This window comes from Modestobacter sp. L9-4, assembly GCF_019112525.1.
In the GTDB taxonomy this organism is placed as follows: Bacteria; Actinomycetota; Actinomycetes; order Mycobacteriales; family Geodermatophilaceae; genus Modestobacter.
Map to the genome: position 1 here is coordinate 1,175,372 of NZ_CP077800.1, position 23,798 is coordinate 1,199,169.

19 protein-coding genes are annotated in these 23,798 nt (G+C 75.5%); 5 read left to right on the forward strand and 14 right to left on the reverse strand.

Features of this window, described 5'->3' with window-relative positions:
* Positions 1-49: 49 nt before the first annotated feature.
* Positions 50-2,470 carry an NAD-dependent DNA ligase LigA gene (gene ligA, locus KUM42_RS05455; protein ID WP_237495643.1) on the reverse strand — a complete coding sequence of 807 codons (2,421 nt, stop codon included), beginning with the start codon at positions 2,468-2,470 and terminating at the stop codon, positions 50-52.
* A 127-nt stretch (positions 2,471-2,597) separates the two neighbouring features.
* Between ligA and KUM42_RS20110 the strand changes: the two genes are divergently transcribed.
* Together KUM42_RS20110 and KUM42_RS05460 are read left to right on the forward strand one after the other, a co-directional pair.
* Complete coding sequence (locus KUM42_RS20110) at positions 2,598-2,732, forward strand: hypothetical protein (RefSeq protein WP_255557552.1); 135 nt, start codon at positions 2,598-2,600, stop codon at positions 2,730-2,732.
* Positions 2,732-2,953: a hypothetical protein gene (locus KUM42_RS05460; protein ID WP_237495645.1), complete on the forward strand. Its 222-nt coding sequence runs from the start codon at positions 2,732-2,734 to the stop codon at positions 2,951-2,953. Before KUM42_RS20110 ends, KUM42_RS05460 begins: the two co-directional genes overlap by 1 nt.
* A gap of 3 nt (positions 2,954-2,956) precedes the next feature.
* On the opposite strand, the gene KUM42_RS05465 is transcribed toward KUM42_RS05460, so the two are convergent.
* Entirely contained in the window at positions 2,957-4,168 is a 1,212-nt protein-coding gene (locus tag KUM42_RS05465) for an HNH endonuclease signature motif containing protein (protein ID WP_237495647.1), read from the reverse strand.
* 146 nt (positions 4,169-4,314) lie between these two features.
* Here KUM42_RS05465 and KUM42_RS05470 point away from each other — a divergent pair, with 146 nt between their 5' ends.
* Entirely contained in the window at positions 4,315-4,695 is a 381-nt protein-coding gene (locus KUM42_RS05470) for a hypothetical protein (protein ID WP_237495649.1), read from the forward strand.
* Positions 4,696-4,698: 3 nt separating this feature from the next.
* Here KUM42_RS05470 and KUM42_RS05475 read toward each other — a convergent pair whose 3' ends face one another.
* The 3 genes from KUM42_RS05475 to glmS all read right to left on the reverse strand — a co-directional run bounded on the left by KUM42_RS05475 (position 4,699) and on the right by glmS (position 10,283).
* Positions 4,699-5,745, reverse strand: coding sequence for a methionine synthase (locus tag KUM42_RS05475; RefSeq protein ID WP_237495651.1), 1,047 nt, complete (start codon positions 5,743-5,745; stop codon positions 4,699-4,701).
* The gene (locus KUM42_RS05480; RefSeq protein ID WP_237495652.1) at positions 5,729-8,164 is read right to left on the reverse strand and encodes a bifunctional metallophosphatase/5'-nucleotidase; all 2,436 of its coding nucleotides are present in this window, start codon (positions 8,162-8,164) and stop codon (positions 5,729-5,731) included. Before KUM42_RS05480 ends, KUM42_RS05475 begins: the two co-directional genes overlap by 17 nt.
* A 319-nt stretch (positions 8,165-8,483) precedes the next feature.
* A complete protein-coding gene (gene glmS, locus KUM42_RS05485; RefSeq protein WP_237495653.1) occupies positions 8,484-10,283 on the reverse strand; it encodes a glutamine--fructose-6-phosphate transaminase (isomerizing) in 1,800 nt (599 codons plus the stop codon).
* Positions 10,284-10,737: 454 nt separating this feature from the next.
* Between glmS and KUM42_RS05490 the strand changes: the two genes are divergently transcribed.
* Positions 10,738-11,217, forward strand: coding sequence for an ANTAR domain-containing response regulator (locus tag KUM42_RS05490; RefSeq protein ID WP_237495655.1), 480 nt, complete (start codon positions 10,738-10,740; stop codon positions 11,215-11,217).
* A 6-nt stretch (positions 11,218-11,223) separates the two neighbouring features.
* Here KUM42_RS05490 and mnmA read toward each other — a convergent pair whose 3' ends face one another.
* The 9 genes from mnmA to KUM42_RS05535 all read right to left on the reverse strand — a co-directional run bounded on the left by mnmA (position 11,224) and on the right by KUM42_RS05535 (position 21,490).
* Complete coding sequence (gene mnmA, locus KUM42_RS05495; protein ID WP_237495657.1) at positions 11,224-12,297, reverse strand: tRNA 2-thiouridine(34) synthase MnmA; 1,074 nt, start codon at positions 12,295-12,297, stop codon at positions 11,224-11,226.
* Positions 12,294-13,478, reverse strand: a complete 1,185-nt coding sequence (locus KUM42_RS05500) for a cysteine desulfurase family protein (RefSeq protein ID WP_237495660.1) — start codon at positions 13,476-13,478, stop codon at positions 12,294-12,296. The genes mnmA and KUM42_RS05500 overlap by 4 nt, the downstream gene beginning before the upstream one ends.
* Before the next feature lie 59 nt (positions 13,479-13,537).
* Positions 13,538-14,500, reverse strand: coding sequence for an electron transfer flavoprotein subunit alpha/FixB family protein (locus KUM42_RS05505; protein ID WP_237495662.1), 963 nt, complete (start codon positions 14,498-14,500; stop codon positions 13,538-13,540).
* A gap of 1 nt (position 14,501) precedes the next feature.
* Positions 14,502-15,257 carry an electron transfer flavoprotein subunit beta/FixA family protein gene (locus tag KUM42_RS05510; RefSeq protein ID WP_237495664.1) on the reverse strand — a complete coding sequence of 252 codons (756 nt, stop codon included), beginning with the start codon at positions 15,255-15,257 and terminating at the stop codon, positions 14,502-14,504.
* 69 nt (positions 15,258-15,326) lie between these two features.
* On the reverse strand, positions 15,327-16,445 hold the full coding sequence (locus tag KUM42_RS05515) for a PLP-dependent cysteine synthase family protein (protein ID WP_237495666.1): 1,119 nt from the start codon (positions 16,443-16,445) through the stop codon (positions 15,327-15,329).
* A 23-nt stretch (positions 16,446-16,468) separates the two neighbouring features.
* Entirely contained in the window at positions 16,469-17,254 is a 786-nt protein-coding gene (locus KUM42_RS05520; RefSeq protein ID WP_237495667.1) for an enoyl-CoA hydratase/isomerase family protein, read from the reverse strand.
* Positions 17,255-17,293: 39 nt separating this feature from the next.
* Positions 17,294-18,844 carry a glycosyltransferase family 39 protein gene (locus KUM42_RS05525; RefSeq protein ID WP_237495668.1) on the reverse strand — a complete coding sequence of 517 codons (1,551 nt, stop codon included), beginning with the start codon at positions 18,842-18,844 and terminating at the stop codon, positions 17,294-17,296.
* A 212-nt stretch (positions 18,845-19,056) separates the two neighbouring features.
* Positions 19,057-20,769: a hypothetical protein gene (locus KUM42_RS05530; protein WP_237495669.1), complete on the reverse strand. Its 1,713-nt coding sequence runs from the start codon at positions 20,767-20,769 to the stop codon at positions 19,057-19,059.
* Positions 20,732-21,490 carry an ABC transporter ATP-binding protein gene (locus KUM42_RS05535; protein ID WP_237495670.1) on the reverse strand — a complete coding sequence of 253 codons (759 nt, stop codon included), beginning with the start codon at positions 21,488-21,490 and terminating at the stop codon, positions 20,732-20,734. The genes KUM42_RS05530 and KUM42_RS05535 overlap by 38 nt, the downstream gene beginning before the upstream one ends.
* 104 nt (positions 21,491-21,594) lie before the next feature.
* Between KUM42_RS05535 and glgX the strand changes: the two genes are divergently transcribed.
* The gene (gene glgX, locus KUM42_RS05540) at positions 21,595-23,745 is read left to right on the forward strand and encodes a glycogen debranching protein GlgX (protein ID WP_237495671.1); all 2,151 of its coding nucleotides are present in this window, start codon (positions 21,595-21,597) and stop codon (positions 23,743-23,745) included.
* Positions 23,746-23,798: the final 53 nt, after the last annotated feature.

Consider the following 23,798-nt stretch of genomic DNA (forward strand, 5'->3'; position numbering starts at 1 on the left):
CGGTACGTGGGCGGCCCCTGCGGCGGGACCCGTCGGCCGATGAGGGGCCTCAGGCCCCGGGCTGCTCGGTGTCCGTGACCGGCTCGGCGGCCGCTGTCCCGTCGGCGACCGGCTCGGCGGCGGAGGTCCCCTCGGCGACTGCCACGGCGGCTGTCCCGTCAGCTGCGGCCTCGTCGACGGGTGCCCCGTCGGCAGGTGCCTCGTCGACAGCCGCCTCCGGTGCCGCCTTCTTGCGCCGCGGAGCCCGCTTCGGCTTCGCCGCCGGCTCCGCACCCGCCTCGGACTGCGCCCCCTCCGCCGGTTCTGCGGGCTCGGTGCCGTCGCCGATGGTGGCCACCTCGCGGGCGGCGTCCGGGCCCTGGTCGAGCAGCACGGCGAAACCGTCGTCGTCCAGGATCGGCGCCTTGGCCGCTACTGCCTTGTCGTACTTGCTGCCCGGGTCGGCGCCCACGACGACGAAGCCGGTCTTCTTCGACACCCCGCTGGTGACCTTGCCGCCGCGCTCCTGGATGGCGGCGATGGCCTCGTCACGGCTGTGGTCGCGCAGCGAGCCGGTGACCACGACGGTGACGCCGGTGAGCGGGCCGGGTGCCTCGTCGACGTCCGCGTCGGCCATCCGGACGCCGGCCTGCCGCCACTTCTCGACCACGTCGCGGTGCCAGTCGACTGCGAACCAGTCGCGCACGGCGGTGGCGATCGTCGGCCCCACGCCCTCGGCGGCGGCCAGCTCCTCCTCGCTCGCGGCCATCAGCCGGTCGATGGAGCGGAACTCGCGGGCCAGCGCCTGCGCGGCGGTCGGGCCGACGTGCCGGATCGACAGCGCGACCAGGACCCGCCACAGCGGCACGTCCTTGCGGGTCTGCAGGTTGGTCAGCAGCCGCTTGCCGTTGGCGGAGAGCTCACCGTCCTTGCGGGTGAAGAAGGCGGTGCGGCGCAGCGCCTCCTCGTCGAGGAAGAAGACGTCGCCCTCGTCGGCGAGCAGGTGCTCGGCGAGCAGGGCGATCGCCGCCTCGTAGCCGAGCACCTCGATGTCGAAGGCGCCGCGGCCGGCGACGTGGAAGACGCGTTCCCGCAGCTGCGCCGGGCACGACCGGGCGTTGGGGCAGCGGATGTCGGCGTCGCCCTCCTTCTCCGGGCGCAGCTCGGTGCCGCACTCGGGGCAGTGCGTGGGGAAGACGAAGGCGTGCTCGGAGCCGTCGCGGGCCGCGACCACCGGCCCGAGCACCTCGGGGATCACGTCGCCGGCCTTGCGGATGACGACGGTGTCGCCGATGAGCACGCCCTTGCGCGTGACCTCGCTGGCGTTGTGCAGCGTGGCCAGGCCGACGGTGGACCCGGCGACCTTCACCGGCTCCATGTAGGCGAACGGCGTCACCCGGCCGGTGCGGCCGACGTTGACCTTGATGTCGAGGAGCTTGGTGGTGGCCTCCTCCGGCGGGTACTTGAAGGCGATCGCCCAGCGCGGGGCTCGGCTGGTGGAGCCCAGCCGGCGCTGCAGGGAGACCTGGTCGACCTTGACCACGACGCCGTCGATCTCGTGCTCGACGGAGTGCCGCGCCTCGCGGTAGCGCTCGATGTAGGCCCAGACGGCCGGGAGGTCCTCGACCACCTCGTAGCGGCTGCTGGTGGGCAGCCCCCACGCCGCGAGCTGCTCGTAGGCCGCGGACTGGGTGGCCGGCTCGAAGCCGCGGCGGGCACCGAGGCCGTGCACGACCATGCTCAGCGGGCGCTTGGCGGTCTCGCGGGCGTCCTTCTGCCGCAGCGAGCCGGCGGCGGCGTTGCGCGGGTTGGCGAAGGGCGCCTTGCCGGCCTCGACCAGCCCGGCGTTGACCTCGGCGAAGGCGGCGACGGGGAAGAACACCTCGCCCCGCACCTCGAGGAACTCGGGGACGTCGTCGCCGGTGAGCTGCTGCGGGACGACGGCCAGCGTGCGCACGTTGGCGGTGACGTCCTCGCCGGTGACGCCGTCGCCGCGGGTGGCCGCCCCGGTGAGCCGGCCGTTCTCGTAGACCAGGTCGATGGCCAGACCGTCGACCTTCAGCTCGCACAGCCAGCCCGCGCCCGTCGCGCCGTCGCGCTCCGCGCGGCCGGCCCAGGCCGAGAGCTCGTCGGAGCTGAAGACGTTGTCCAGGCTCTGCATGCGCTCCGGGTGGGTGACCGGGGCGAAGGTCGCGCCGAAGCCGCCGTTGACCTTCTGGCTGGGCGAGTCGGGGGTCAGCAGCGCCGGGTGGGCGGCCTCCAGCGCCTTGAGCTCGCCCATCCGCTCGTCGTACTGACCGTCGCTGACCAGCGGAGCGTCCTGCACGTAGTAGGCGAAGGCGTACCGGTCGAGCTCCTCGGAGAGGTCGCGGTGCCGGGTGCGCGCATCGTCGGGGACCTCGGTGAGGTCCTCCCGGTCGACGGCGGCCTCGACCGCGGGCTGGTCGGGTCCGCCGACGGCTTCCTGCTCCACCTGGTCCGCGCTGGTCACGGTGGGCACGGTATCCGGCGGGTCCGACGGGAAACCGGCTGCGCGCGGCGGTCACCCGACCGGTGGACGTCCACCCCTGGCCCGCGACCGGTCTCACTGCTGACCACGGTGCCGCATCATCAACCCGATGTCCGTACTGGCGCTCGTGGCGGCCCCGTTCCCCGCGGGCAGTGGCGGGGGCAACGCGCCGATCTGGCTCGTCGCCCCTTTCATGGCCGTGATCGTCGGCGTCCTGTTCGTGCGCGTCATCCGGCGGCACTGATGCCCGTCCCGGTGGTGTGCGCGTTCTGCGGCGCCGATGCCGACGGCGGTCCGGTGGACCCGTGCGCGTTCGTCGTCGTCGCGCGGTGGCAGGAGCCACTGCCGGACCAGCGCGAGCAGCAGTTCTTCGCGCATGCCGAGTGCCTGCGCGCACGACTGCACCCGGACGTCGCTCCGCTGGCCCGCGTCCTGGACGTCGGTTGGGACGGCGAGGACTCGTAGTCCCTAGAGCAGCGGACCGATCAGGATCTCGGTGCCGTCGGGTCTCCAGGTGCGCCAACGATGACCCGGCGGTGCTCCAGCGTCACGCTGGACGCGGAAGCCGTGGTGGACCTTCGTGTGGTGGCGTTCGCAGAGCAGCGCGGAGTTGTCCAGTGACGTCTCCCCGTCGTTGATCCACTCGACGAGGTGGTGGACGTCGCACCAGTGCGTCGGCGCCCCACAACCGGCGAACACGCAGTGCCCGTCGCGGTTCTCCACCGCCCGGCGGAGGTGCGGCGGGACCACCCGGTGGGTGCGGCCGACGTCCAGCGGCAGCCCGTCGGGGCCCAGCACGATCCGGGTCACCGTCGAGTCGCAGGCGACCCACCGGGCGCGGGCGGCCGACAGGGTCGCCCCGAACCCGGTACGGGCGGCGTCCGGGCCGGTCGAGGGGTCGACCAGGTCCTCGATGTCGACGGTCACCACGACGTGTGGCTTCACCGTCCGCAACGTCGGTAGACCTCCGGCGGCGAGCTGGTTGTCGCACAGCTGCACGAGCGCATCGGCGTTCTGCTGCGCGCGTGTGCGGTCGTCGCCCTTCGGGCGGTCGGCCTGCACGATCGACTCGATCGCCGCCTGCACCTTCTCCCCGCCCACGACGTCGAGGTCGAACCGGCCCGTGACGGTCCCGTCGGCGTGCCTGGCGATCGTCAACCGTCGCCCCTCGGTGGGGTCCGGCTCGATGCCGTCGGGGTCCAGCGCGTCCTCGAACGCCTGCACGGCCGCGACCAGGGAGTGGTACGGCGCCGCGCTGGCGACCGCCGTCCAGGCCTCGTCGAACGGCGCCAGGTCGATGCCCTGCTCGGCCGCCTTCGCGAGCTCGACCGGCCCGACCACCTCCGCGACCACGTTGAGCTGGGCAGCGGTCACGTCACCGTCAGCGAAGCCGGCCGCCAGCGCCGGGAAGTGCTCGAGCGCGCGGCCCGACCGCACGACCCGCGACGCCTCCGCCGGCGCCAGCCTCGCGTGCCCGACCAGCCACGACCGCATCGACTTCAGCCCGTCGTGCTCGGCTGCCTGCGTCAGCTCCCCGTGCCGCACGGTGCGCGTCAGCTCCGCACTCGCGCGGTTGACCACCTGGACCAGGAACGCCGTCCGGTCCAGCACCTGCCCCTCGGACAACCCGTGCAGGTCCTCGACCGCCAGGGCGTCGAGAGCCGACTGCAACTCGCTCACGACACCTCCTCCGCCGATCGAACACGTGTTCGAAGTCTACCCGTCAGACGGTGGCCCTACAAGGCGAAAGTCCAGGTCAGGGCATCGTCCACGGGTCTCGACGACGTCGCGGGCAATGCCGTGGACAGCCCCGGGACAGTGAGTGCGTGCACCCCGAGCTCGAGCGCGCCCTGCGACCGGTGCTGGCCGACCTGCAGGCCACAAGCACCCCCGTCCCACGGATCGAGGACAGCGACTGGTCCGGTGACGCGCACCGACCCGGGGCGATGCTCTGGAGCCCGGACGGCAGCGGCCGCGGCGTGGCCACGAGCCTGGGCCGGCCGCAGGCCGAGCAGGTGGTCGACGTCGCCGACCAGGTGCAGGAGGGGGCGGTCGAGGAGCTGTGGGGCAGCGCCCCGACCAACTGGCCAGCGTGCCCGCACCACCCGACGACGCACCCGCTCGAGGCGCAACTGCACGACGGTGCCGCCTGGTGGGTCTGCTTGCACCACGGGACGGCGGTCAGCAAGGTCGGTCGCCTCGGCTGACCCTCACTCCGGGACCAGGTACCTCGCCGCCTCACGGACGTGGCGCATCGCCGTCCGGGCGTAGGCGGGGCTGGCCCCGGCCATGCCGCAGGCCGGCGTGAGCGTGACGGCGGTGGACAGCTGCTCGGCCGGGAAGCCGAGCTCGCGCCACCAGGCCTGCAGGCGGCTGGCCGTCGCCTTCGGGTTCGGCAGCGTGGTGTCGGTGCCGGGGACGACGCCCACGAGCAGGTGGGTGCCGGCCTCGACGGCGGTCCCGACGGCGTCGAGGTCCTGCACCATGCCGAGGTCGAAGGAGAGACCGTCGGCGCCGGCGGCGCGGAAGAGGTCCAGCGGCGCCCGGTTGGCGCAGCAGTGCACGACGACGGGCACCGGCACCCGGGCGACGAGGGCGGCGAGCTGCTCCTCGACCACGTTCGACTCGACGGCGGAGAGCTTGCCGAACCCGCTGATCGTCGGGAGCCCGCCCTGCAGGACGGCGGGGACCGACGGCTCGTCGAGCTGGACGACGACGCGGGCGCCGGGCACCCGGGCGGAGACGGCGGCCACGTGCGCGGCGATGCCCTCGGCCAGCGACTGGGCCAGGTCGCGGCGAGCGCCCGGGTCGACCACGGCGCGGTCACCGCGGGTGCGCTCGAGCCCGGCGGCCAGCGTCCACGGCCCGGCGACCTGGACCTTGAACGGGCCGACGTAGCGCTCGGCGACGTCGAAGAGCGCGTCCATGTCGCGGTCGAGCATCTCCTGGGCCCGGCGCAGGTCGTTGCCCGCGCGCGGGACGAGCCGCCAGCCGGCCGGGGTGAGGTCGACGGCGATGTCGACCAGCAGCGCCGCGGTCCGGCCGAGCAGGTCCGCGCCGGCGCCGCGTCCGGGCAGCTCGGGCAGGTGCGGGAGGTCCGGCAGCTCGCCGACGACCAGGCGCACCGCCTCGACCGGGTCGGTGCCGGGCAGGGACCCGACGCCGGAGGCCGGCCCCCACGGTGTGGGGACCGGCCTCAGGTCGTCGGTGCTGTCGGGCTCGCTGCTGTCGTGCGGGTGATCAGTCGGCGAGGCCACGCCGACGACGGTAGCCCGCCGCCGTCAGGGCGACCCCGCCCGCCAGCAGGGCGCCACCGACGCCGAGCATCGACCCGACCGGGGCCCCGGTGTAGGCCAGCTCGGCACCGCCCGTGCCCGACCCGCTGCCACCGCCGGCGACGACGGACCCGTGCGTGGCGGGAGCAGACGTCACCGGGACGACGCCCTTCGGCCCACCGACCGGGGCGGCCGGACCGGCAGGACCCACCGGGCCGGGCTGACCCGGCTTGCCGGGCTCACCGGGCTGACCAGGGTGGCCCGGCTGACCGGGCTGCCCGGGCTGACCGGGCTGACCCGGCTGACCCGGCTGACCGGGCTTGCCGGGCTCACCCGGCTTGCCGGGCTCACCCGGCTTGCCGGGCTCACCGGTCGCCGGGCACTCGAAGCCGGCGCCCTCGACACCGAGCGCGCCGCTGGTCCCGGGGACGGAACCGACCGGGGGCACCGGTCCGGTGCCCGCGTCCAGGCCCGCCGCCGGCTCCGGCGTGGCGAAGGTGGCGGCCTGACCGTGGTCAGCGGCCGGCGCCGACACCGGGGAGTTGGTCTCGAAGTAGGTGACGGCGCTGTCGACGTCCACCGGACCGGCGACCGGCCCGATGCCGCGCTCGTCGCCGTTGGTGAAGGAGGTGAAGCCGTCACCGCCGGCGATGAGGAAGGAGTTGGCCGCCACGCGGTACTCGGCGGTCAGGTCGAGGGGCTCGCCCAGGACGGTGATCGACGTGGGGTCGATCCGCTGCCCGTAGGGCTTGCTCAGGTCGTAGCGGTAGCTGAGCCCCTCGGACGTGCCCAGCCGCAGCGTGCTGTTGCGCGGGCCGTTCCCCGTCGTCGTGCCCGGGGAGACCTGCTGGAACTGCTGCTCCAGCACGCCCCGCACGTCGGCACCGGTCAGCGTGGTCGTGTTGACCGTGTTGCTGAACGGCTGGACGTTGAACAGGTCGGCGTAGGTGACCTCGCCGGCCTCGATGTCGGCCCGCAGCCCGCCGGGGTTCATGAACGCGATCACCGGGTCGCCGAAGGCGGGATCGGCCTGCACCGACTCCAACTGCGCCTGGGCGACCAGGTTGCCCAGGCCGGACTCGGCCGTGCGGTCGTCCCGGAAGACCGGCGGGGTCGCCGGGTCGTTGTCGGTGTCGACGAGACCGCCGGGCCGCGCGATGGTCTCGGTGGCGTCACCGACCCTGCGGTCGCCCTTCTCGGCGGCCAGGTCGGTCCAGTAGTCGACGATGCCGGCGATCTCGGCGTCCTCGTCGTCCCGGACGTTGTAGCTGCTCTCGGCCCGGTAGTCGGCGCAGAGCCGGTCCACGTCACCGGTCTCGCCGTCGAGCACGAGCCGGATGTCGGTGAGCATGCGGCCGTAGTACTCGGCCTGGGTGACCAGCCGCGGCTGGCCCGCCGGGTCGGTGAGCATGCAGTTGTAGCCCTGGTGGCTGTGGGCGCTGACGATCAGGTCGACGGCGGGGTCGGTCGCGGCGTTGACGTCCACGATCGAGCCGGTGAGCTGGTCGCAGCCGTTGGGGTCCGCGCCGTTCGTGCCGGTGTTGTCCCCGCCCTCGTGGACCAGCGCCACGATCGCCTCGACGCCCTGCGCCTGCAGCTCGGGCACGTAGCGGTTGATCGACTCCGCCTCGTCGAGGAACTCGACGTCGGAGATGCCCGTCGGGGAGACGATCGTCGGGGTGGTGTCGGTGACGACGCCGATGAAGCCGATCGACTTGCCGCCGCCGGCCTCGACGACCGCGTACGGCGGCAGCATCGGCTCGCGGGTGCCCTTGTCGACGACGTTGGCCGCCAGGTAGGGGAAGTCGGTGCCGGCGAAGGGCTGGCCGGTGCTGTCGGTGAAGCAGCCGGTGACCCCCACCTCGACGCCCTCGCAGGCGGCGACGTCGTCGGTCGCCGTGGCGTCGGTGGCCCCGGAGATGCGGCGCAGCTCGTCGGTGCCGCGGTCGAACTCGTGGTTGCCGACGACGGAGACGCTCACGCCGAGTGCGTTCATGACCTCCAGGGTCGACTCGTCGCGGACGGCCGCGGACTCGAACGGCGAGGCGCCGACCAGGTCGCCGAGCCCAACGAGCAGGGAGCCGTCGGCACTGCCGCCGTCGGCGAGGAACTGCTCGCGGGTCCGGCCCACGGTGGCGGCCAGGCTCGCCGCACCACCGACCGCGACGGACTCGTCGTCGGCGGTGCCGTAGGCGCCGTCCGCACCCGGCAGCGTCGCCTTCCCGTCGTTGCCGGAGGGCTGGTTGATCCGCCCGTGGAAGTCGTTGAACGTCATCAGCTGGACCGGGACGTCCGCGGCGACGGCCGCGGTGTCGACCTCGGCCGACGCCGTGGCGGGCAGCGCCAGGACGGCGGAGGACGCCATCACCAGGACTGCGAGGGACAGGCGCGTTCTGCGCACGGAGGTTCCTCCAGGACAGGCGTCAGCGGGCCGCCGGGACGGTCCGCTGCGCAGAGCTGACGAGCCAGGCCGAGGAGCCAGGCACGCATGGACCGGTCGGGACCGATCCGTCACAGCACGCTAACGGTCCGCTACGAGTGAGCCAAGGGGCAGCTGTGAATGGACCGCAGTCGTTAACCTGCCCGCCACGGACCCCGCGACGCTCCCCGGCAGCTGGCCTGCCGTGTCCGCACCCGGTCCGGGCGAGGCGTCCCTGCCGTCCGCCCCGTGGCCGGGAGCTCCTCCCGCGGGCATCGGCCCCGCCCCCGGCCACGGCGCCTCACAGCACGGTCACCGACTTGGCGAGGTTGCGCGGCTTGTCGGCGTCCCGGCCCAGCACGACGGCGACGCAGCGGGCCAGGTGCTGGAGGGCGACGACGCTCTCCAGCGGTCCCCAGGCCGGTGCCGGCCCGGACAGCACCGGGAACGTGTCGGTGTGCCCTGAGCCCACCCGGATCACCCGGGCACCGCGCGCGGCGAGCTCGGCGGCCGCGCTGGCCAGCCGGGCCGGGTCCCCGCTCTCCAGCAGCAGCACCGGGGTGCCCTGCTCGATCAGCGCGATGGGGCCGTGCTTGAACTCCCCGGCGGGCAGCGACTCGGCGTTGCGGTAGGTGATCTCCTTGAGCTTCAGCGCCCCCTCCGCGGCGTAGGGCAGCCCGGCGCCGCGGGAGACGAAGAAGAACGACCGGGCGTCGGCCAGCTCCTCGGCCAGGGCGACCGCGACGGGGAAGGACGTCGTGTGCGCGGCCGCCAGCCGGCCGGGCAGCGACCCCAGCCGCAACCCGTGCTGGGCCACGGACCGGCGGTCCAGCGACCCGGTCGCCGCGGCGTGGGAGATGGCCAGCGCGGCCCCGGCGACCACCTGGGTGGTGAACGTCTTGGTCGCCGCCACCCCGATCTCGGGACCGGCGCTGGTCTCCAGCACCGCGTCGCTGCGGCGGGCGAGGGAGGACTGCGGCCGGTTGGTGATCGCCAGCACCGGCCCGCGGACGTCCTCCAGGGCGTGCAGCACGTCGGATGTCTCCCCGGACTGGGAGATCGCGACCGTGAGCACGCCGTCGGTGGGCCCGGGGACGACCAGCTCGTCGTGCTCGGAGGCGACGACGACGTCGGCCGGCACCCCGCCGAGCACGCCGAAGGCGCGGGCCACCGCCTCGGCGGCGTGCCGGGAGCTGCCGCAGGCCAGGAACCGCAGCCGCTGCGGGGCGGCGAGCCCGGTCCCCGACCACAGCCGGCCGTCGGCGACCTGGGGCAGCAGCCGCTCCAGCAGCCGGCCCACCACCGCGGGCTGCTCGGCGATCTCCTTCTCCATGAAGTCGTCGTAGGCGCCGCGCTCGACGTCGTCGGCCGCCCAGGACAGCCGGACGCTCTCCCGCGGGGGGACCTCCGCTCCGGTGGCGTCGAGCCAGGTGACCTCGTCGCCCAGGACGACGACGTCGCCGTCCTGCAGGACGCTCACCGCACCGACCGTGCCGAGCAGCGCGGTGACGTCGCTGGCGGCCACGTGCCCCTCGGGGCCGGAGCCGACCACGAGCGGCGAGCGGTGCGAGGCGAGGACGACGTCCCGGGAGGTGGCGGCGGTGACCGCCAGCGCCCACGTGCCCCGCAGCCGGCGGGCCGCGGCGAGGGTGGCGGCCGCCAGCGAGCCGGAGCCGGCGTAGAGCTCCTCCACCAGGTGGGCGACCACCTCGCTGTCGACGTCGGAGGTGAAGAGGTGGCCGCGCCCCCGCAGCTCGGCCACCAGCTCGTCGGCGTTGTCGATGATCCCGTTGTGGACCACCGCGATCGCGCCGGCGCAGTCCCGGTGCGGGTGGGCGTTGGACTCCGAGACACCGCCGTGGGTCGCCCAGCGCGTGTGCCCGATGCCCAGGCACGACCCGGCGGGCGGTGGTGCGGCGGCGAGCCGTTCGTGCAGCGAGGCGACCCGGCCCACGGCCCGGACGACGGTCAGGCCCTCGGGGCCGGTCCCGGTGACGGCGATGCCGGCCGAGTCGTACCCGCGGTACTCCAGCCGGGACAGCGCCCCGGCCAGGAACTCAGCGGCTCGTTCCCGGCCGCGGCACGCGACGATCCCACACACTTCTACCTCCGGCGGTCGGCCCGGCAGCGCGGCACGTCACGGGGACGCACCGCGCCGGGGCGTGGCTGCACGGCGCTCGGGCGCCGTGCGGGGGCACCGCACGACTCCTCGCGCCACGGACGGCGGGAGGGGCGTCAGCCGGCGACGGCGACGCAGCGTGCGGGAGCAGGACGGGGAACCGCTCGGGCGACCGTCACAGCGGGTGACCTCCGGTGGGGCGTGCGCGGGTCTGCGCTGCTGCTCGGCTGCTCGAGCGTCCACCGGGGAACCTGCCCACCAGTGGCGGCGTTCCTCGACCGACGGCAACGTAGCACCGCCGTGACACGTGCAACAGGTCCCCGCCGACCCAGCCGAGAAGTAGCGGACCGCTCACGCGTCGTGAGGGAACGCGGCTCGGCCGAGGAGCCGGATCCGGAGCCCACGACTCTGCGTGACAGTGCGGCACAGTGCCGCCATGGGTGACCCCGACCGCACCGACCTCGCCGAGCGGCTCCGGCTCGTCGACTCCCTGCTCACCGTCGCCACGGACATCGTGTCCTCGCTCCAGCGCGTGCTCACCGAGGTGCACCACGAGCTGGGCCCGGCGCGCCGCGAGGAGGAGGCGCACCCCCGCGACGCCGAGATCGCCGAGCTGCGGCGCGAGGTGGCGCAGCTGCGCGAGGGCCTGGCCTCCCGCGCGGTGATCGAACGGGCGAAGGGCGTCCTCATGCACGGGCACGGGGTCACCGAGGCCGAGTCGTTCACGCTGCTCACCGAGCTGTCGCAGCGCACCCACCGCAAGGTCCGCGACGTCGCCGCCGACCTGCTCGACGGCGCCCCGGGCCTGCCGGTCGCGGCGCGTCGCCCGACCGGCGTGCCGACCGACCGGCCGCCGGACGGCACCGGCGGGGACGCCGCGGTCCGGGCCCTGGCCACCGCGGTGGACCCGCCGTGAACCACCTCAGGCGGTGGCGCTGACCGCCGCCTGGCCGAGCACCCGGTCGCCCCGCAGCGCGTCCGGTGCGTAGAACACCGCGGACTGACCCGGGGCCACCCCGCGCTGCCGCTCCCCCAGCACGACCCGCAGGCCGCCACCCTCGGCCGCGGACACCTCGCAGGGCACCGCCGCACCGTGCGCCCGCACCTGCACCTGCCCGCGGAAGGGCAGCCCGGGCACCGTGCCGGTCCAGGTGGGCGCCGCGGTGAGCACCTCGGAGACCTCCGCCTGCTCGGCGGTGCCGATCGTCACCGTGCGGCTGACCGGCTCGATGCCCAGGACGAACCGCGGCCGCTGGTCGCCGGCGGTGACGCCCAGCCCGCGGCGCTGGCCGATCGTGAAGCCGTAGGCCCCGGCGTGCGTGCCCACGGTCGCCCCGGTCGCGGCGTCGACCACCGGCCCGGGCTGCTCGCCCAGCCGCCGGGTGAGGAAGCCGCGGGTGTCGCCGTCGGAGATGAAGCAGATGTCGTGCGAGTCGGGCTTGGAGGCCACCGCGTAGCCGCGCTCGGCGGCGATCTCCCGCACCCGGTCCTTGGTCATCTCCCCCAGCGGGAAGACCGCGTGCGCCAGCTGCCCGGCCGTGAGCACGCCGAGCACGTAGGACTGGTCCTTGGCCGCGTCGACCGAGCGGCGCAGCTCGCCGTCGACGAGGCGGGCGTGGTGGCCGGTGACGACCGCGTCGAAGCCCAGCGCCCGGGCCCGGTCCAGCACCGCGGAGAACTTGATCTTCTCGTTGCAGCGCAGGCACGGGTTGGGCGTGCGGCCGGCGGCGTACTCGGCCACGAAGTCGTCCACCACGTCCTCGCGGAACCGGTCGGCGAGGTCCCAGACGTAGAACGGGATGCCCAGCTCGTCGGCGACCCGGCGGGCGTCGTGGGAGTCCTCGACGCTGCAGCACCCCCGCGACCCGCTGCGCAGCTGCTGACGGTCCGGGGACAGCGCCAGGTGCACCCCGGTGACGTCGTGCCCGGCCTCGACGGCCAGCGCGGCGGCGACCGCGGAGTCCACGCCCCCGCTCATCGCGGCGACGACCCTCACCGGGCACCCGCCCGGCGGGCGCGCTCGACCACGGGGGCGATCACGGCGAGCACCGCGTCGACGTCGGCGTCGGTGGAGGTGTGGCCCAGGCTCATCCGCAGGGAGCTGCGCGCCCGGGCCGGGTCGGCGCCGGTGGCCAGCAGCACGTGGCTGGGCCGGGCGACCCCGGCGCTGCACGCCGAGCCGGTGGAGCACTCGATGCCGCGGGCGTCGAGCAGCATCAGCAGCGCGTCGCCCTCCGCACCGGGGAAGGACAGGTGCGCGTTGCCCGGCAGCCGGCCGGGCCCACCGGCCACGACGTCGTCCAGGGCCGGGCCGTTGAGCTGGGCGTCGGGCACCTCGGCCAGGACGCCGGCGACCAGCCGGTCGCGCAGCTCCGCGATCCGCGCCGTCCGCTCGACCCGGTCGCCGACCGCCGCCCGGGCGGCCGCGGCCAGGCCGACGATCGCGGCGACGTCCAGCGTGCCGGAGCGGACGTCGCGCTCCTGACCGCCGCCGTGCAGCAGCGGCGTGCACTCGACGTCCCGGCGCAGCAGCAGCGCGCCGGCGCCCATCGGGCCGCCGAGCTTGTGCCCGGTGAGGGTGAGCGCGTCGACGCCGCTGGCGGCGAAGTCCACCTCCAGCTGGCCGACGGCCTGCACGGCGTCGGTGTGCAGCGGGACGCTGACGGCGTGGGCGACCGCGGCGAGCGCGGCGACGTCGCTGACCGCGCCGATCTCGTTGTTGGCCCACATCACGCTGGCCACGGCGACGTCCGCGCCGTCGCCGAGGGCGTCGGCGAGGGCCGCCGGCGTGACCCGGCCGGTGGGGTCGACCGGCAGCCAGGTGACCTCGGCGCCGGCGTGCGCCTCCAGCCACTCGACGCTGTCCAGGACGGCGTGGTGCTCGGCGGGGCTGGCCACGATCCGGCGGCGCCGGTCGTCGGCGCCGCGGCGGGCCCAGTACAGGCCCTTGACGGCCAGGTTGTCGCCCTCGGTGCCGCCGGCGGTGAACAGCACCTCCGACGGCCGGGCGCCCAGGGCGGCGGCCAGCTGCTCGCGGGACTGCTCGGCGACCCGCCGGGCCTGGCGGCCGCTGGCGTGCAGCGAGGAGGCGTTGCCCACCCGGGCCAGCTGCTCGGTCATCGCCGCCAGTGCGACGGGCAGCATCGGCGTGGTGGCCGCGTGGTCGAGGTAGGTCATGGCCCGACCAGCGTAGGCGCGCACGCCGTTCCGGCCACCCCTGGGAAGGGTGCCCCGCCTCACCCCCGCCGGGCGGTGACCTGCGCCGTGAGCTCCGGGACGACGGTGGCCAGGTCGCCGACGACGCCGAAGTCGGCGAGGGCGAACACCGGGGCGTCGGGATCGGAGTTCACCGCCACGACGGTCTGCGCCGACCGCACCCCCGACCAGTGCTGCGCGGCCCCGGAGATGCCGACGGCGACGTAGAGCCGCGGCGCCACCCGGGTGCCGGACTGCCCCACCAGGCACGAGGGCGGGCAGAACCCGGCGTCCACGGCGGCCCGCGAGGCACCGATGGCCGCACCGAGCGCGTCGGCCAGCTGCTCGACGAGCGCGAACTCCGCCGCGCCGGTGACCCCGCGGCCCACCGCGACCACCACGGCGGCGTCCGCCAGGGCCGGCCGCCCGGCGCTGCGCTCGACGACCCGCGCCAGCACCCGGGCCTCCCGCGCCGGTGACGGCTCGACCAGCACCTGCTCGACCACGGTGGCGACGGGTGCGGGCACCGGGGTCAGCGAGGCCGCCCGCCAGGCGTGCACCGGGGTGCCGCAGGTGACCCGGGCCTGCACGACCGTCGTCCCGCCGGGGGCCAGCTGGGTGGCGGTGCCGTCGGGGGCGAACCCGACCACGTCGGTGAGGAAGCCGCTGCCGGTGCGCACGGCCAGCCGGCCGGCCACCTCCCGGCCCGCGGCCGAGCCCGGGACGACGACCGCGGCCGGGGCACGGTCGGCGACCAGCCGGGCCAGCACGTCGACGGCCGGGCCGACCAGGTGGGCGGCCAGGTCGACGGCGGGGTCGGCGGACCCCGCGACGAGCACCCGCGCCGCGCCGTACCGGGCCAGCCGGTCGGCGGCGGGGTGTGCCGCACCCAGGAGGACCGCGACCGGCTCGCCGAGCACCCGTGCGGCGGTCAGCGCCTCCAGCGTGCCGCGGGTCGGCTCGCCGTCCCCGGTGAGCTCGGCCAGGACCAGGACCTCGGCCACCTCAGACCAGCGCCCGGTCGGCCAGGAAGCGCACCAGCTCCGCCGGGTCGCCGGTGCGCCCCGTCGTGCGGACCGGCCGGCCGGCGGAGAGGACCCGGCTGGTCGCGGCGGCCAGGCCGACGGTCGACGGGTCGACGCCCAGGTCGGCCAGCGTCCACGTGGTGATCGGTGTGGCCGCGGCGGAGCGGATCCCGGCGACCGTGCGGCGGCGGGGCCGGTCGGGCAGCACCCAGGTGGAGACGACCGCCGGCAGGTCGGCCGCCAGGTCCCACCGGCCCTCCTCCGTCTGCCGCTCCCCCGTCACCGTCGTCCCGGCCACGGCGAGCGTGCGCAGCCCGGACAGGTGCGGCACGCCCAGCCGCTCGCCCAGCAGCGCGGCCATCACCCCGAGCTGCCCGTCGGCCGAGGCCGCTCCGCAGAGCACCAGGTCGAAGCCCACCCGGCGCAGCGCGGCGGCGAGGACGGCGCTGGTCTGCGGGGCGCAGGCCCCGTGCAGCGCCGGGTCGCTGACGTGCACGGCCCGGTCGGTGCCCATGGCCAGCGCGTGCCGCAGCACCGACGCGGCGGGGGCGGGGCCGGCGGTCAGCGCGGTGACCGTGCCCCCGCCGGCCTCGCGCAGCCGCAGCGCCGCCTCCAGTGCGTGGAGGCCGAGCGGGTCGACCCCGGAGTCGGCGCGGACGAGGGTGTGGTCGGCCAGGTCCAGCCGGAGGTCACCGGTGGGCTCGGGGACCCCCTTGACCAGCACGACCAGCCGCATCGTCGTCCTCCTCGGGCGCTCGTCGGACGGGCGCTCCGACCCGAGGCTACGCACCCGGAGCGACGTGGGTCACACCTCGTCGGCGGTCCACTCCCCGGTGCGGGCGAAGTGCTCGAGGACGGCGGTGTGCGGCGCCAGGTCCAGCCCCTGGCCGGCCACCCAGGCGTCGTCGTAGTAGGTGCGGGCGTAGCGCTCCCCGCCGTCGCAGAGGAGCGTGACCACGCTGCCGGTGCGGCCGGCCGCGAGCATCTCGGCGACCAGGCGGAACGCGCCCCACAGGTTGGTGCCGGTCGAGGCGCCGGCCCGCCGCCCGGTGACCCGCTCCAGCTGACGCATCGCCGCGAGCGAGGCGGCGTCGGGCACGCAGATCATCCGGTCGACGATCGTGGGGACGAACGACGGCTCGACCCGCGGCCGGCCGATGCCCTCGATCCGCGACCCGGAGCCGGTGGTGGCCGGGTCGGCGTCGCGCCAGCCGGGGAAGAAGGCCGAGGCCTCCGGGTCGACGACGGCCAGCCGGGTGGGCAGCCGCCGGTAGCGCACGTACCGGCCGATCGTGGCACTGGTGCCGCCGGTGCCCGCGCCGACGACGACCCACTCGGGCACCGGGTGGCGCTCCCGGCCCATCTGCTCGAAGACCGACTCGGCGATGTTGTTGTTGCCCCGCCAGTCGGTGGCCCGCTCGGCGTTGGTGAACTGGTCGAGGTAGTGCCCGCCGGTGTCGGCGGCGATCCGGCGGGCCTCGTCGTAGACGGTGCCGGCGTCGCGCACCAGGTGGCAGCGGCCGCCGTGGAACTCGATCAGCGCGATCTTCTCCGGGCTGGTGGTCGCCGGCATGACCGCGACGAAGGGCAGCCCCAGCATCCGGGCGAAGTACGCCTCGCTGACCGCGGTCGAGCCGCTGGAGGCCTCCACCACGGTGCTGCCGGCGTGCAGCTGGCCCGAGCACAGCGCGTAGAGGAACAGCGAGCGGGCCAGCCGGTGCTTGAGGCTGCCGGTCGGGTGGGTGGACTCGTCCTTGAGGTACAGGTCGATCCCCCACTCGGGGGGCAGCGGGTGCACCAGCAGGTGGGTGTCGGCCGAGCGGTGCGCGTCGGCCTCGACCAGCGACACGGCCCGCTCGACCCAGGCCCGGCCGCCGGGGTCGGAGCGGTCGACGTCGGAGGCGTTCGGCGGGGCGGCAGTCACCCCGGCATGGTCCCCCAGCGGGCTCAGCGGCCGGTGAAGGTGGCCCGGCCGGGGCCCTCGGTGAGGAAGGAGGCCATGCCGGTGCGCTGGTCCTCGGTGCCGAACAGCCCGGCGAACAGCTCGCCCTCCAGCGCCAGCCCGGTGTCCAGGTCGCCGTCGAGCCCCTCGTCGATCGCCCGCTTGGCGGCGGCCAGCGCCAGCGGCGGGCCGGCGGCGAACTTGCGCGCCATGGCCACGGCGGCCGGGTACACGTCGGCGTCCGGGACGACGGCGTCGACCAGGCCCATCTCCAGCGCCTCGTCCGCGCCGACCTGCCGGCCGGTGAACACCAGGTCCTTGGCCCGCGCCGGGCCGACCAGCCGGGCCAGCCGCTGGGTGCCGCCGGCGCCGGGGACGACCCCCAGCAGGATCTCGGGCTGACCCACCCGGGCCCCGGCACCCAGCACCCGGAAGTCCGCGCACAGCGCCAGCTCGTAGCCGCCGCCCAGGGCGTAGCCGGTGATCGCGGCGATCACCGGCTTGGGCAGCCGGGCGACGGTGGTGAAGGAGGTGGTGAGCTCCCGGCCCCACGCGGCGACCCCCCCGGCGTCCAGGCGGGACATCGCCGCGATGTCGGCGCCGGCGGCGAACACCCGCTCCCCGCCGTAGAGGACGACGGCCCGCACGTCGGACCGCTCACCGGCCTCCTCCGCGGCGGCACGCAGCTCGAGGTGCAGCTGCTCGTCGATGGCGTTGACCTTCGGCCGGTCCAGCCGGATCGTGCCGACGCCGTCGGTGACCGACAGGGTGACGAACTCGGGTGCTCCCATGCCGGGCACCCTAGGTCCCCTCGCCGCCGGCCGGGCCGGTCAGGGGGCCGCGGACACCGGGGCGCCGAAGCGCTGCAGGCGCATGACCTCGCCCGCGCCGCGGCGGGGCTGCAGCAGCAGCTCGGGGTCGCCGCGCAGCTGGGCGAGGGAGTCGCCGACCTGCGTGCAGGCCGCGTCGGAGGGCACCCGGTACCCCTCGCTGGTGACCAGCCAGACCGCACCGTCGCCGGCGCGCGCGGAGACCTGTGCGGCCACCGAGACGGGGTCGGCGGACTCGTTGCGCGGGGAGTAGTCGGTCCAGTCGACGCGGTCGGCCGGCCGCAGGTCGGGGTAGACGACCAGGTCCAGCCCGGCGGGGGCGAGCCGGCTGACCGAGGGCCCCAGCTGGTCGGGGCAGAAGACGACGGTGTCGCCCGGCGCGGCGGCCTGCAGCTGCTGGGCGACCTGGTCGGCCTGGGTGCGCCACAGCCGGGCCGAGGAGGTCGCCAGCCCGAGCCCGACGAGCACGCAGCAGGCCAGCAGCACCGCACCCGTGCGGCGGCTGGGCAGGCTGGTGAGGCCGACGGCGACCAGCGCGAGGAACGCCGGCAGCGCGACGCTGGTGTACCGGCCCGACACCGCGCTGGAAGTGAGCAGGCTGGCGATGCCTGCGACCACGAGGGTGCCCAGGGAGAGTGCGACCAGGACCCACCGGCCGCGGCTGTGCGACAGGGCCAGCCGGGCGCCCCCGGCGAAGGGCCGGGTGACCACCGCGAGCACCGCGAGGACGACGAGGGTCAGGCCCAGCAGCTGGGGCAGCACGGCCGACCCCCCGCGCCAGGCGTCCAGCGCGGTGGAGATGGAGCCCAGCCCGCCGACGGCGGCCCAGGGCGTGCCGGTGTGCGCCAGCTGGAAGCGCAGCGTGGGGACCCAGGGCAGGAAGAGCACGCCGCCGACGACCAGCCCGGCCAGCACCCGGACCGCGGCGGCCCGGTCGAGGCGCAGGCCCGCCAGGGCGAGCAGCCCGACGGCGACGAGCAGGTACACCGACCAGTAGTGGGTCAGCAGCAGTGCAGCGGTGGACAGCCCGACCGCGACCACCGGCAGGGGGCCGGGCCGGCGGACCGCCCACGAGACCGCCGCGGCCCCGACCAGGACCAGCAGCACGAGCAGCGAGTACATCCGCGTCTCGCTGGAGTAGCGGATGGCAAACGGCGAGCTGGCGAGCAGCAGGGTGAGGGCCAGCCCGACGCGGGGGCCGCCGAGCCGGCGGCCCAGCACCCAGGCCAGCGGCAGCGCCAGGACCCCGAAGACCCCTGACAGCGCGCGCACCGCGCCGGCGCCGTCACCGAAGACGCCGATCCACCCGTGCAGCAGCGCGTAGTACAGCGGCGGGGCGCCGTCCTGCCGCAGCCCGGTGTAGAGGCCGTGCCAGTCGGAGCGGGCGATGGCCACGCTCTGCGCCTCGTCCAGCCACAGCGCCGGCGGGGAGACGAACCGCAGCACCACACCGACCAGCACCGCCAGCGCAGCGGCCACGACCACCCCCCGGCCGTTCCAGGCCGGGCCACCGGTCGTCCCGGCGTCCGGAGCCCGGTCCGCGTCGGTCACCTGGCGGTCCGGTGCACCGAACGCCCGGGAGGAGCCGGTCACGGCGTCCGGATGGGTGCTCGGCGACTCGGACAGGGTTCCTCCAGGCAGACGTGCCGGCCCCGGGTCGGAGCAGGCGGTGGAGCGGGGCGGACCTCGGGTCCGGCTGCCCGGACGGCGGCGGTCCGGGCCATCGACCTCGGTCCGGGCCCCGGGCTGGCTGCGGTGCAGCGCTACCCGACCGTTGTGCCACGCAAGCGCCACACCGATGCGTACCCCGACGGCCCGGAGACGGCCACTTCCTCGTAACCGGACCGGAGGTCGTCGAGGACCTGCGACGTCCGGCCGTCCGATCGTACCCAGTCGGGGGCGTCGTCCAGGCCAGCCACGACGACGTAGTCCAGGTCCCGCCCGGCGGCCGGGAGGTCGACCGTCGGCGGCACGCGCTCGACGCCCTCGCGCTCGGGGTCGATCGCGGCGCGGATGCCGGGCTCGGCGGTGAAGCGCACCTGGAAGTAGGGGAAGGCCGCCTCGTAGTGGCCGACGTCGACCGCACCGGCCTCGATCGCCAGCCGGCTGGAGACGTGCCGCAGCGGGTCGGGGGCGCGCGGCAGCGGCGCGAGCGCGGGTGAGTACGGGTCGAAGTGCAGCACCAGGAAGGTCGAGCCGGCCGGGATGTCGGCGGCCACCGCGAGCAGCTCGTCGGCGGTGCGCTCGTCACGCAGCTGGGTGGGCAGCCGGACGAGCGCGGCGGCGGTGGCGGCCAGCACCAGCACCCCGGCCACCAGCCGGTGCGTCGTCGTCCGGCGGGGCAGCCGGGTGGCGCAGAACAGCAGCAGCACCAGCGGTGGGAACCAGGCCAGCCGGTCGGGCAGGAAGCCGTACTCCTGGCCGAGCCGGGACGGGACGACGAGCACCGCCAGCGCGGCCAGCACCGTGGCCAGCCCCAGCACGGTGCGGTCGGCCCGGGCGAGCCCGTCGGCGCCGTCGGCGCCGTCGGCGGGAGCTGCACCGCCCCGGCGGAGGGCGACGACGAGGAGCGCGATCAGCGTGCCGGCGACGAGCAGCGCCGAGGGCAGCTCCCACCAGCTGCCGGCCACGAGCGGGCGGTACATCGACACCAGCCAGCCCAGCCGCACCAGCGACGGGCCGCCGACCACCTGGCCGTGCTCCCCGCCGCCGGTCAGGGCGTACCAGCCGGTGAGCAGCACGGTCGGGGCGATCGCCAGCGCCGGGCCCACGGCGTGCCGGCGCAGCGCCGGACCCCAGCCCGCGCCCGCGCGGGCGGCCAGCGAGCGGCCGACGGCCAGCGCACCGACCACCCCGACCGCGGCGACCTCCGGCAGCAGGTGCGCCGACCAGGTGACCAGCAGCAGCAGCGCCAGCGCGGCGGTGCGCACCGGCGTCCACCCGCCGCGCGCCCGCAACGCCACCCCCATCGCCACCAGCGCCAGGGCCACGCCCCAGAGGAAGTTGTAGAAGCCGTAGACGACCAGGTGGCTGCCGGCGAACGGCAGCGCGGCGACGGCGAGCCAGCCGGCCCGCCGGTCCACCCCGCGCAGCGCGTACCGCAGCCCACCGGCCAGGGCCAGCACGAAGCCGGCGACCACGACCTTCTCGGCCCAGTCCGGGCCCAGCAGCGGCAGCAGCGCGGCCAGCATGCCGGTGGTGAGCAGGTTGGGCACCGGGCTCAGGTCGAGGAGATAGTTCTCCCGCAGCGCGTCGCCCACGACGCCGGGGTCGCCGTGGTGCAGGAGGACCCACGCGCTGTCGACGTGCGCCGGGCCGTCCTGGGTGAGCACGTGGCCGAGCAGCAGCAGCGGCGCCAGCTGCACGGCCAGGCCGAGGAGGAGCAGGACGGCGGCCCAGCCGGGCCGGCGTCCGGGTGCCGGTGCGGGCCCGACCGGGTCAGGCAGCGCGCCGGGCGCTGTAGCGGCCACGCTCACGCTGGACCTCCAGCCGGATGCCGAAGGCGTCCGACAGCAGGGGCGCGGTCAGCACCTCCTCGATCGGACCGGCCGACACCACCTCACCGCCCTTGAGCAGCAGCCCGTGGGTGTAGCCCGGCGGGATCTCCTCCACGTGGTGGGTGACCAGCACCTGGGCCGGGGCGAGGGTGTCCCGGGCCAGGTCCGACAGCCGGGCGACGAGGTCCTCCCGGCCGCCCAGGTCCAGGCCGGCGCCCGGCTCGTCGAGCAGCAACAGCTCCGGGTCGGTCATCAGCGCCCGGGCGATCTGGGCCCGCTTGCGCTCCCCCTCCGACAGCGTGCCGAAGGGCCGGTGCGCCATCCGCGCCACGCCCCACTGCTGCATCAGCAGCGCGGCCCGGGTGAGGTCGTGCACGTCGTAGCGCTCCCGCCACCGGCCCACGACCGCGTACCCGGCGCTGACGACGACGTCACCGACCCGCTCGGCGGGGTCGATCCGCTGGGCGAGCGCGGCGCTGGTCAGCCCGATCCGCGGCCGCAGCTCGAAGACGTCGACCGCGCCCAGGGTCTCCCCCAGGATCGTCACCTCCCCGGCGCTGGGGTGCAGCTGCGCACCGGCCAGCTGGAGCAGCGTCGTCTTCCCCGCGCCGTTCGGGCCCAGCAGCACCCACCGCTCGTCGGGCCGGACCGTCCAGTCGACCCCGCGCAGCAGGTGCGCCTGGCCTCGGACGACGTCCACACCCCGGACCTCGACGACCGGTTGAGTCCACACGCTGCCCATCCAACCAACCCGCCGGGTGTTCCGGGCGCCCGGTCCGGGGCGAGTCGGGCACCATGCTCCGGGTGACCGCATCGACGACCGGCCGGCAGGTGGAGGTGTGGCCCGGGGTCCCGGCGCCCCTGGGAGCGCACTGGGACGGCACGGGCACCAACTTCGCGCTGTGGTCGGCCGGGGCCAGCGCGGTCGACCTCTGCCTGTTCGACCCCGACGGCACCGAGCACCGGCAGCGGCTGCAGGAGACCACCCACCAGGTGTGGCACGGCCGGCTGCCCGGCGTCGGGCCCGGCCAGCGCTACGGCTACCGCGTGCACGGGCACTTCGACCCGGCCGCCGGCGCCCGCTACAACCCGGCCAAGCTGCTGCTGGACCCCTACACCCGCGCCGTCGACGGCGAGCTGCGCCTGGACGAGGCCCTCTTCGGCTTCGACCGCCGCGACCCGGCGTCGCCGAACACCACCGACTCCGCGCCGTTCGTGCCGCGCGGGGTGGTCATCCACGACTCGTTCCCCTGGGACGGCGACACCCTGCTGCGCACCCCGTGGTCGGACACCGTGGTCTACGAGGTGCACGTCAAGGGCGCCACGATGACCCACCCCGACGTCCCGCCGGCGCTGCGCGGCACCTACGCGGGCCTGGCGCACCCGGCGTTCGTCGAGCACCTGGTGTCCCTCGGGGTCACCGCCGTCGAGCTGCTGCCGGTGCACTCCTTCGTCAGCGAGCCGCACCTGCTGCGCCGCGGGCTGACCAACTACTGGGGCTACAACACCCTCGGCTACTTCGCCCCGCACGCCGCCTACAGCTCGGTGGGCTCCGGCGGTGGGCAGGTCACCGAGTTCAAGGCGATGGTCAAGGCGCTGCACGCCGCGGGCATCGAGGTGATCCTCGACGTCGTCTACAACCACACCGCCGAGGGCGACCACACCGGCCCGACGCTGTCCTTCCGCGGCATCGACAACGGCGGCTACTACCGCCTCGACGGCGCCGACCCCTCCCGCTACACCGACTACACCGGCTGCGGGAACACCCTCGACGTCCGCCGTCCGCCGGTGCTGGCGCTGCTGATGGACTCGCTGCGCTACTGGGTCACCGAGATGCACGTCGACGGGTTCCGCTTCGACCTCGCCTCGGCCCTGGCCCGCTCCTTCCACGACGTCGACCGGCTGTCGGCCTTCTTCGACGTCGTCCACCAGGACCCGGTGGTCAGCACGGTCAAGCTCATCGCCGAGCCCTGGGACGTCGGCGAGGGCGGCTACCAGGTGGGCAACTTCCCCCCGCCCTGGACGGAGTGGAACGGCAAGTACCGCGACACGGTCCGCGACGTGTGGTCCGGAGCCCGGGTCGGCGTCCGCGACCTGGCCTACCGGCTCACCGGGTCCTCGGACCTCTACCGCTCCGACGGCCGCCGCCCGTTCGCCTCGGTCAACTTCGTCACCGCCCACGACGGCTTCCCGATGGCCGACCTGGTCACGTACCAGGACAAGCACAACGAGGCCAACGGCGAGGACAACCGGGACGGCGAGAGCCACAACCGCAACTGGAACTGCGGCGTCGAGGGGCCCAGCGACGACCCGGCCGTGGTCGAGCTGCGCGCCCGGCAGGTGCGCAACCACCTGGCCACCCTGCTGCTGTCCACCGGCGTGCCGATGCTCACCGCCGGCGACGAGCTCGGCCGCACCCAGGGCGGCAACAACAACGCCTACTGCCAGGACAACGAGATCTCCTGGCTGGACTGGGGCGCGATCGACCCCGACCTGTGGAGCTTCGTGTCCCACGTGGTCGGGCTGCGCCGCAACTCCCCCGTGCTGCGCCAGGAGGCGTTCTTCGAGGGCAGCGAGATCCCTGGCTCCGGCGGCACCCGCGACCTGGCCTGGTTCGCACCGAACGGCGAGCAGCTGACCAGCAGCGACTGGTTCGACAACGAGCTGCAGACCGTCGGCATGTACCTCGACGGCCGCGGCCTGCGGCTGCGCGACCAGCGGGGACGCCCGGTCGTCGACGACTCGTGGCTGATCTGGCTGCACGCCGGCGCCGACCCGGTGGACGTCGTCCTGCCCGGCGCGCCCTGGGGTGACGGCTACGAGCTCGCGCTGGCCACCGAGTACGCCACCGGCCTCCCGCCGCGGCCCACCGCGCTGCCCCCGGGCGGCACGCAGCTGCCCGGCCGCTCCGTCTGGGCGCTGCGCGTGCTGCGGACGCCGCCCTCGGCCCACTAGGCGGCGCCGTCCGCGGTGCACGCCGTCCGTGCTGCACGCCGTCCGTGCGCAGT

What these genes read in the sequence shown, in the direction of transcription:
- KUM42_RS05490 (WP_237495655.1), top strand. Translation starts at nt 10,738, where the DNA reads ATGGGTGACCCCGACCGCACCGACCTCGCCGAGCGGCTCCGGCTCGTC.
- KUM42_RS20110 (WP_255557552.1), top strand. Translation starts at nt 2,598, where the DNA reads ATGTCCGTACTGGCGCTCGTGGCGGCCCCGTTCCCCGCGGGCAGTGGC.
- KUM42_RS05510 (WP_237495664.1), bottom strand. Translation starts at nt 15,257, where the DNA reads ATGCGGCTGGTCGTGCTGGTCAAGGGGGTCCCCGAGCCCACCGGTGAC.
- KUM42_RS05500 (WP_237495660.1), bottom strand. Translation starts at nt 13,478, where the DNA reads ATGACCTACCTCGACCACGCGGCCACCACGCCGATGCTGCCCGTCGCA.
- KUM42_RS05460 (WP_237495645.1), top strand. Translation starts at nt 2,732, where the DNA reads ATGCCCGTCCCGGTGGTGTGCGCGTTCTGCGGCGCCGATGCCGACGGC.
- KUM42_RS05520 (WP_237495667.1), bottom strand. Translation starts at nt 17,254, where the DNA reads ATGGGAGCACCCGAGTTCGTCACCCTGTCGGTCACCGACGGCGTCGGC.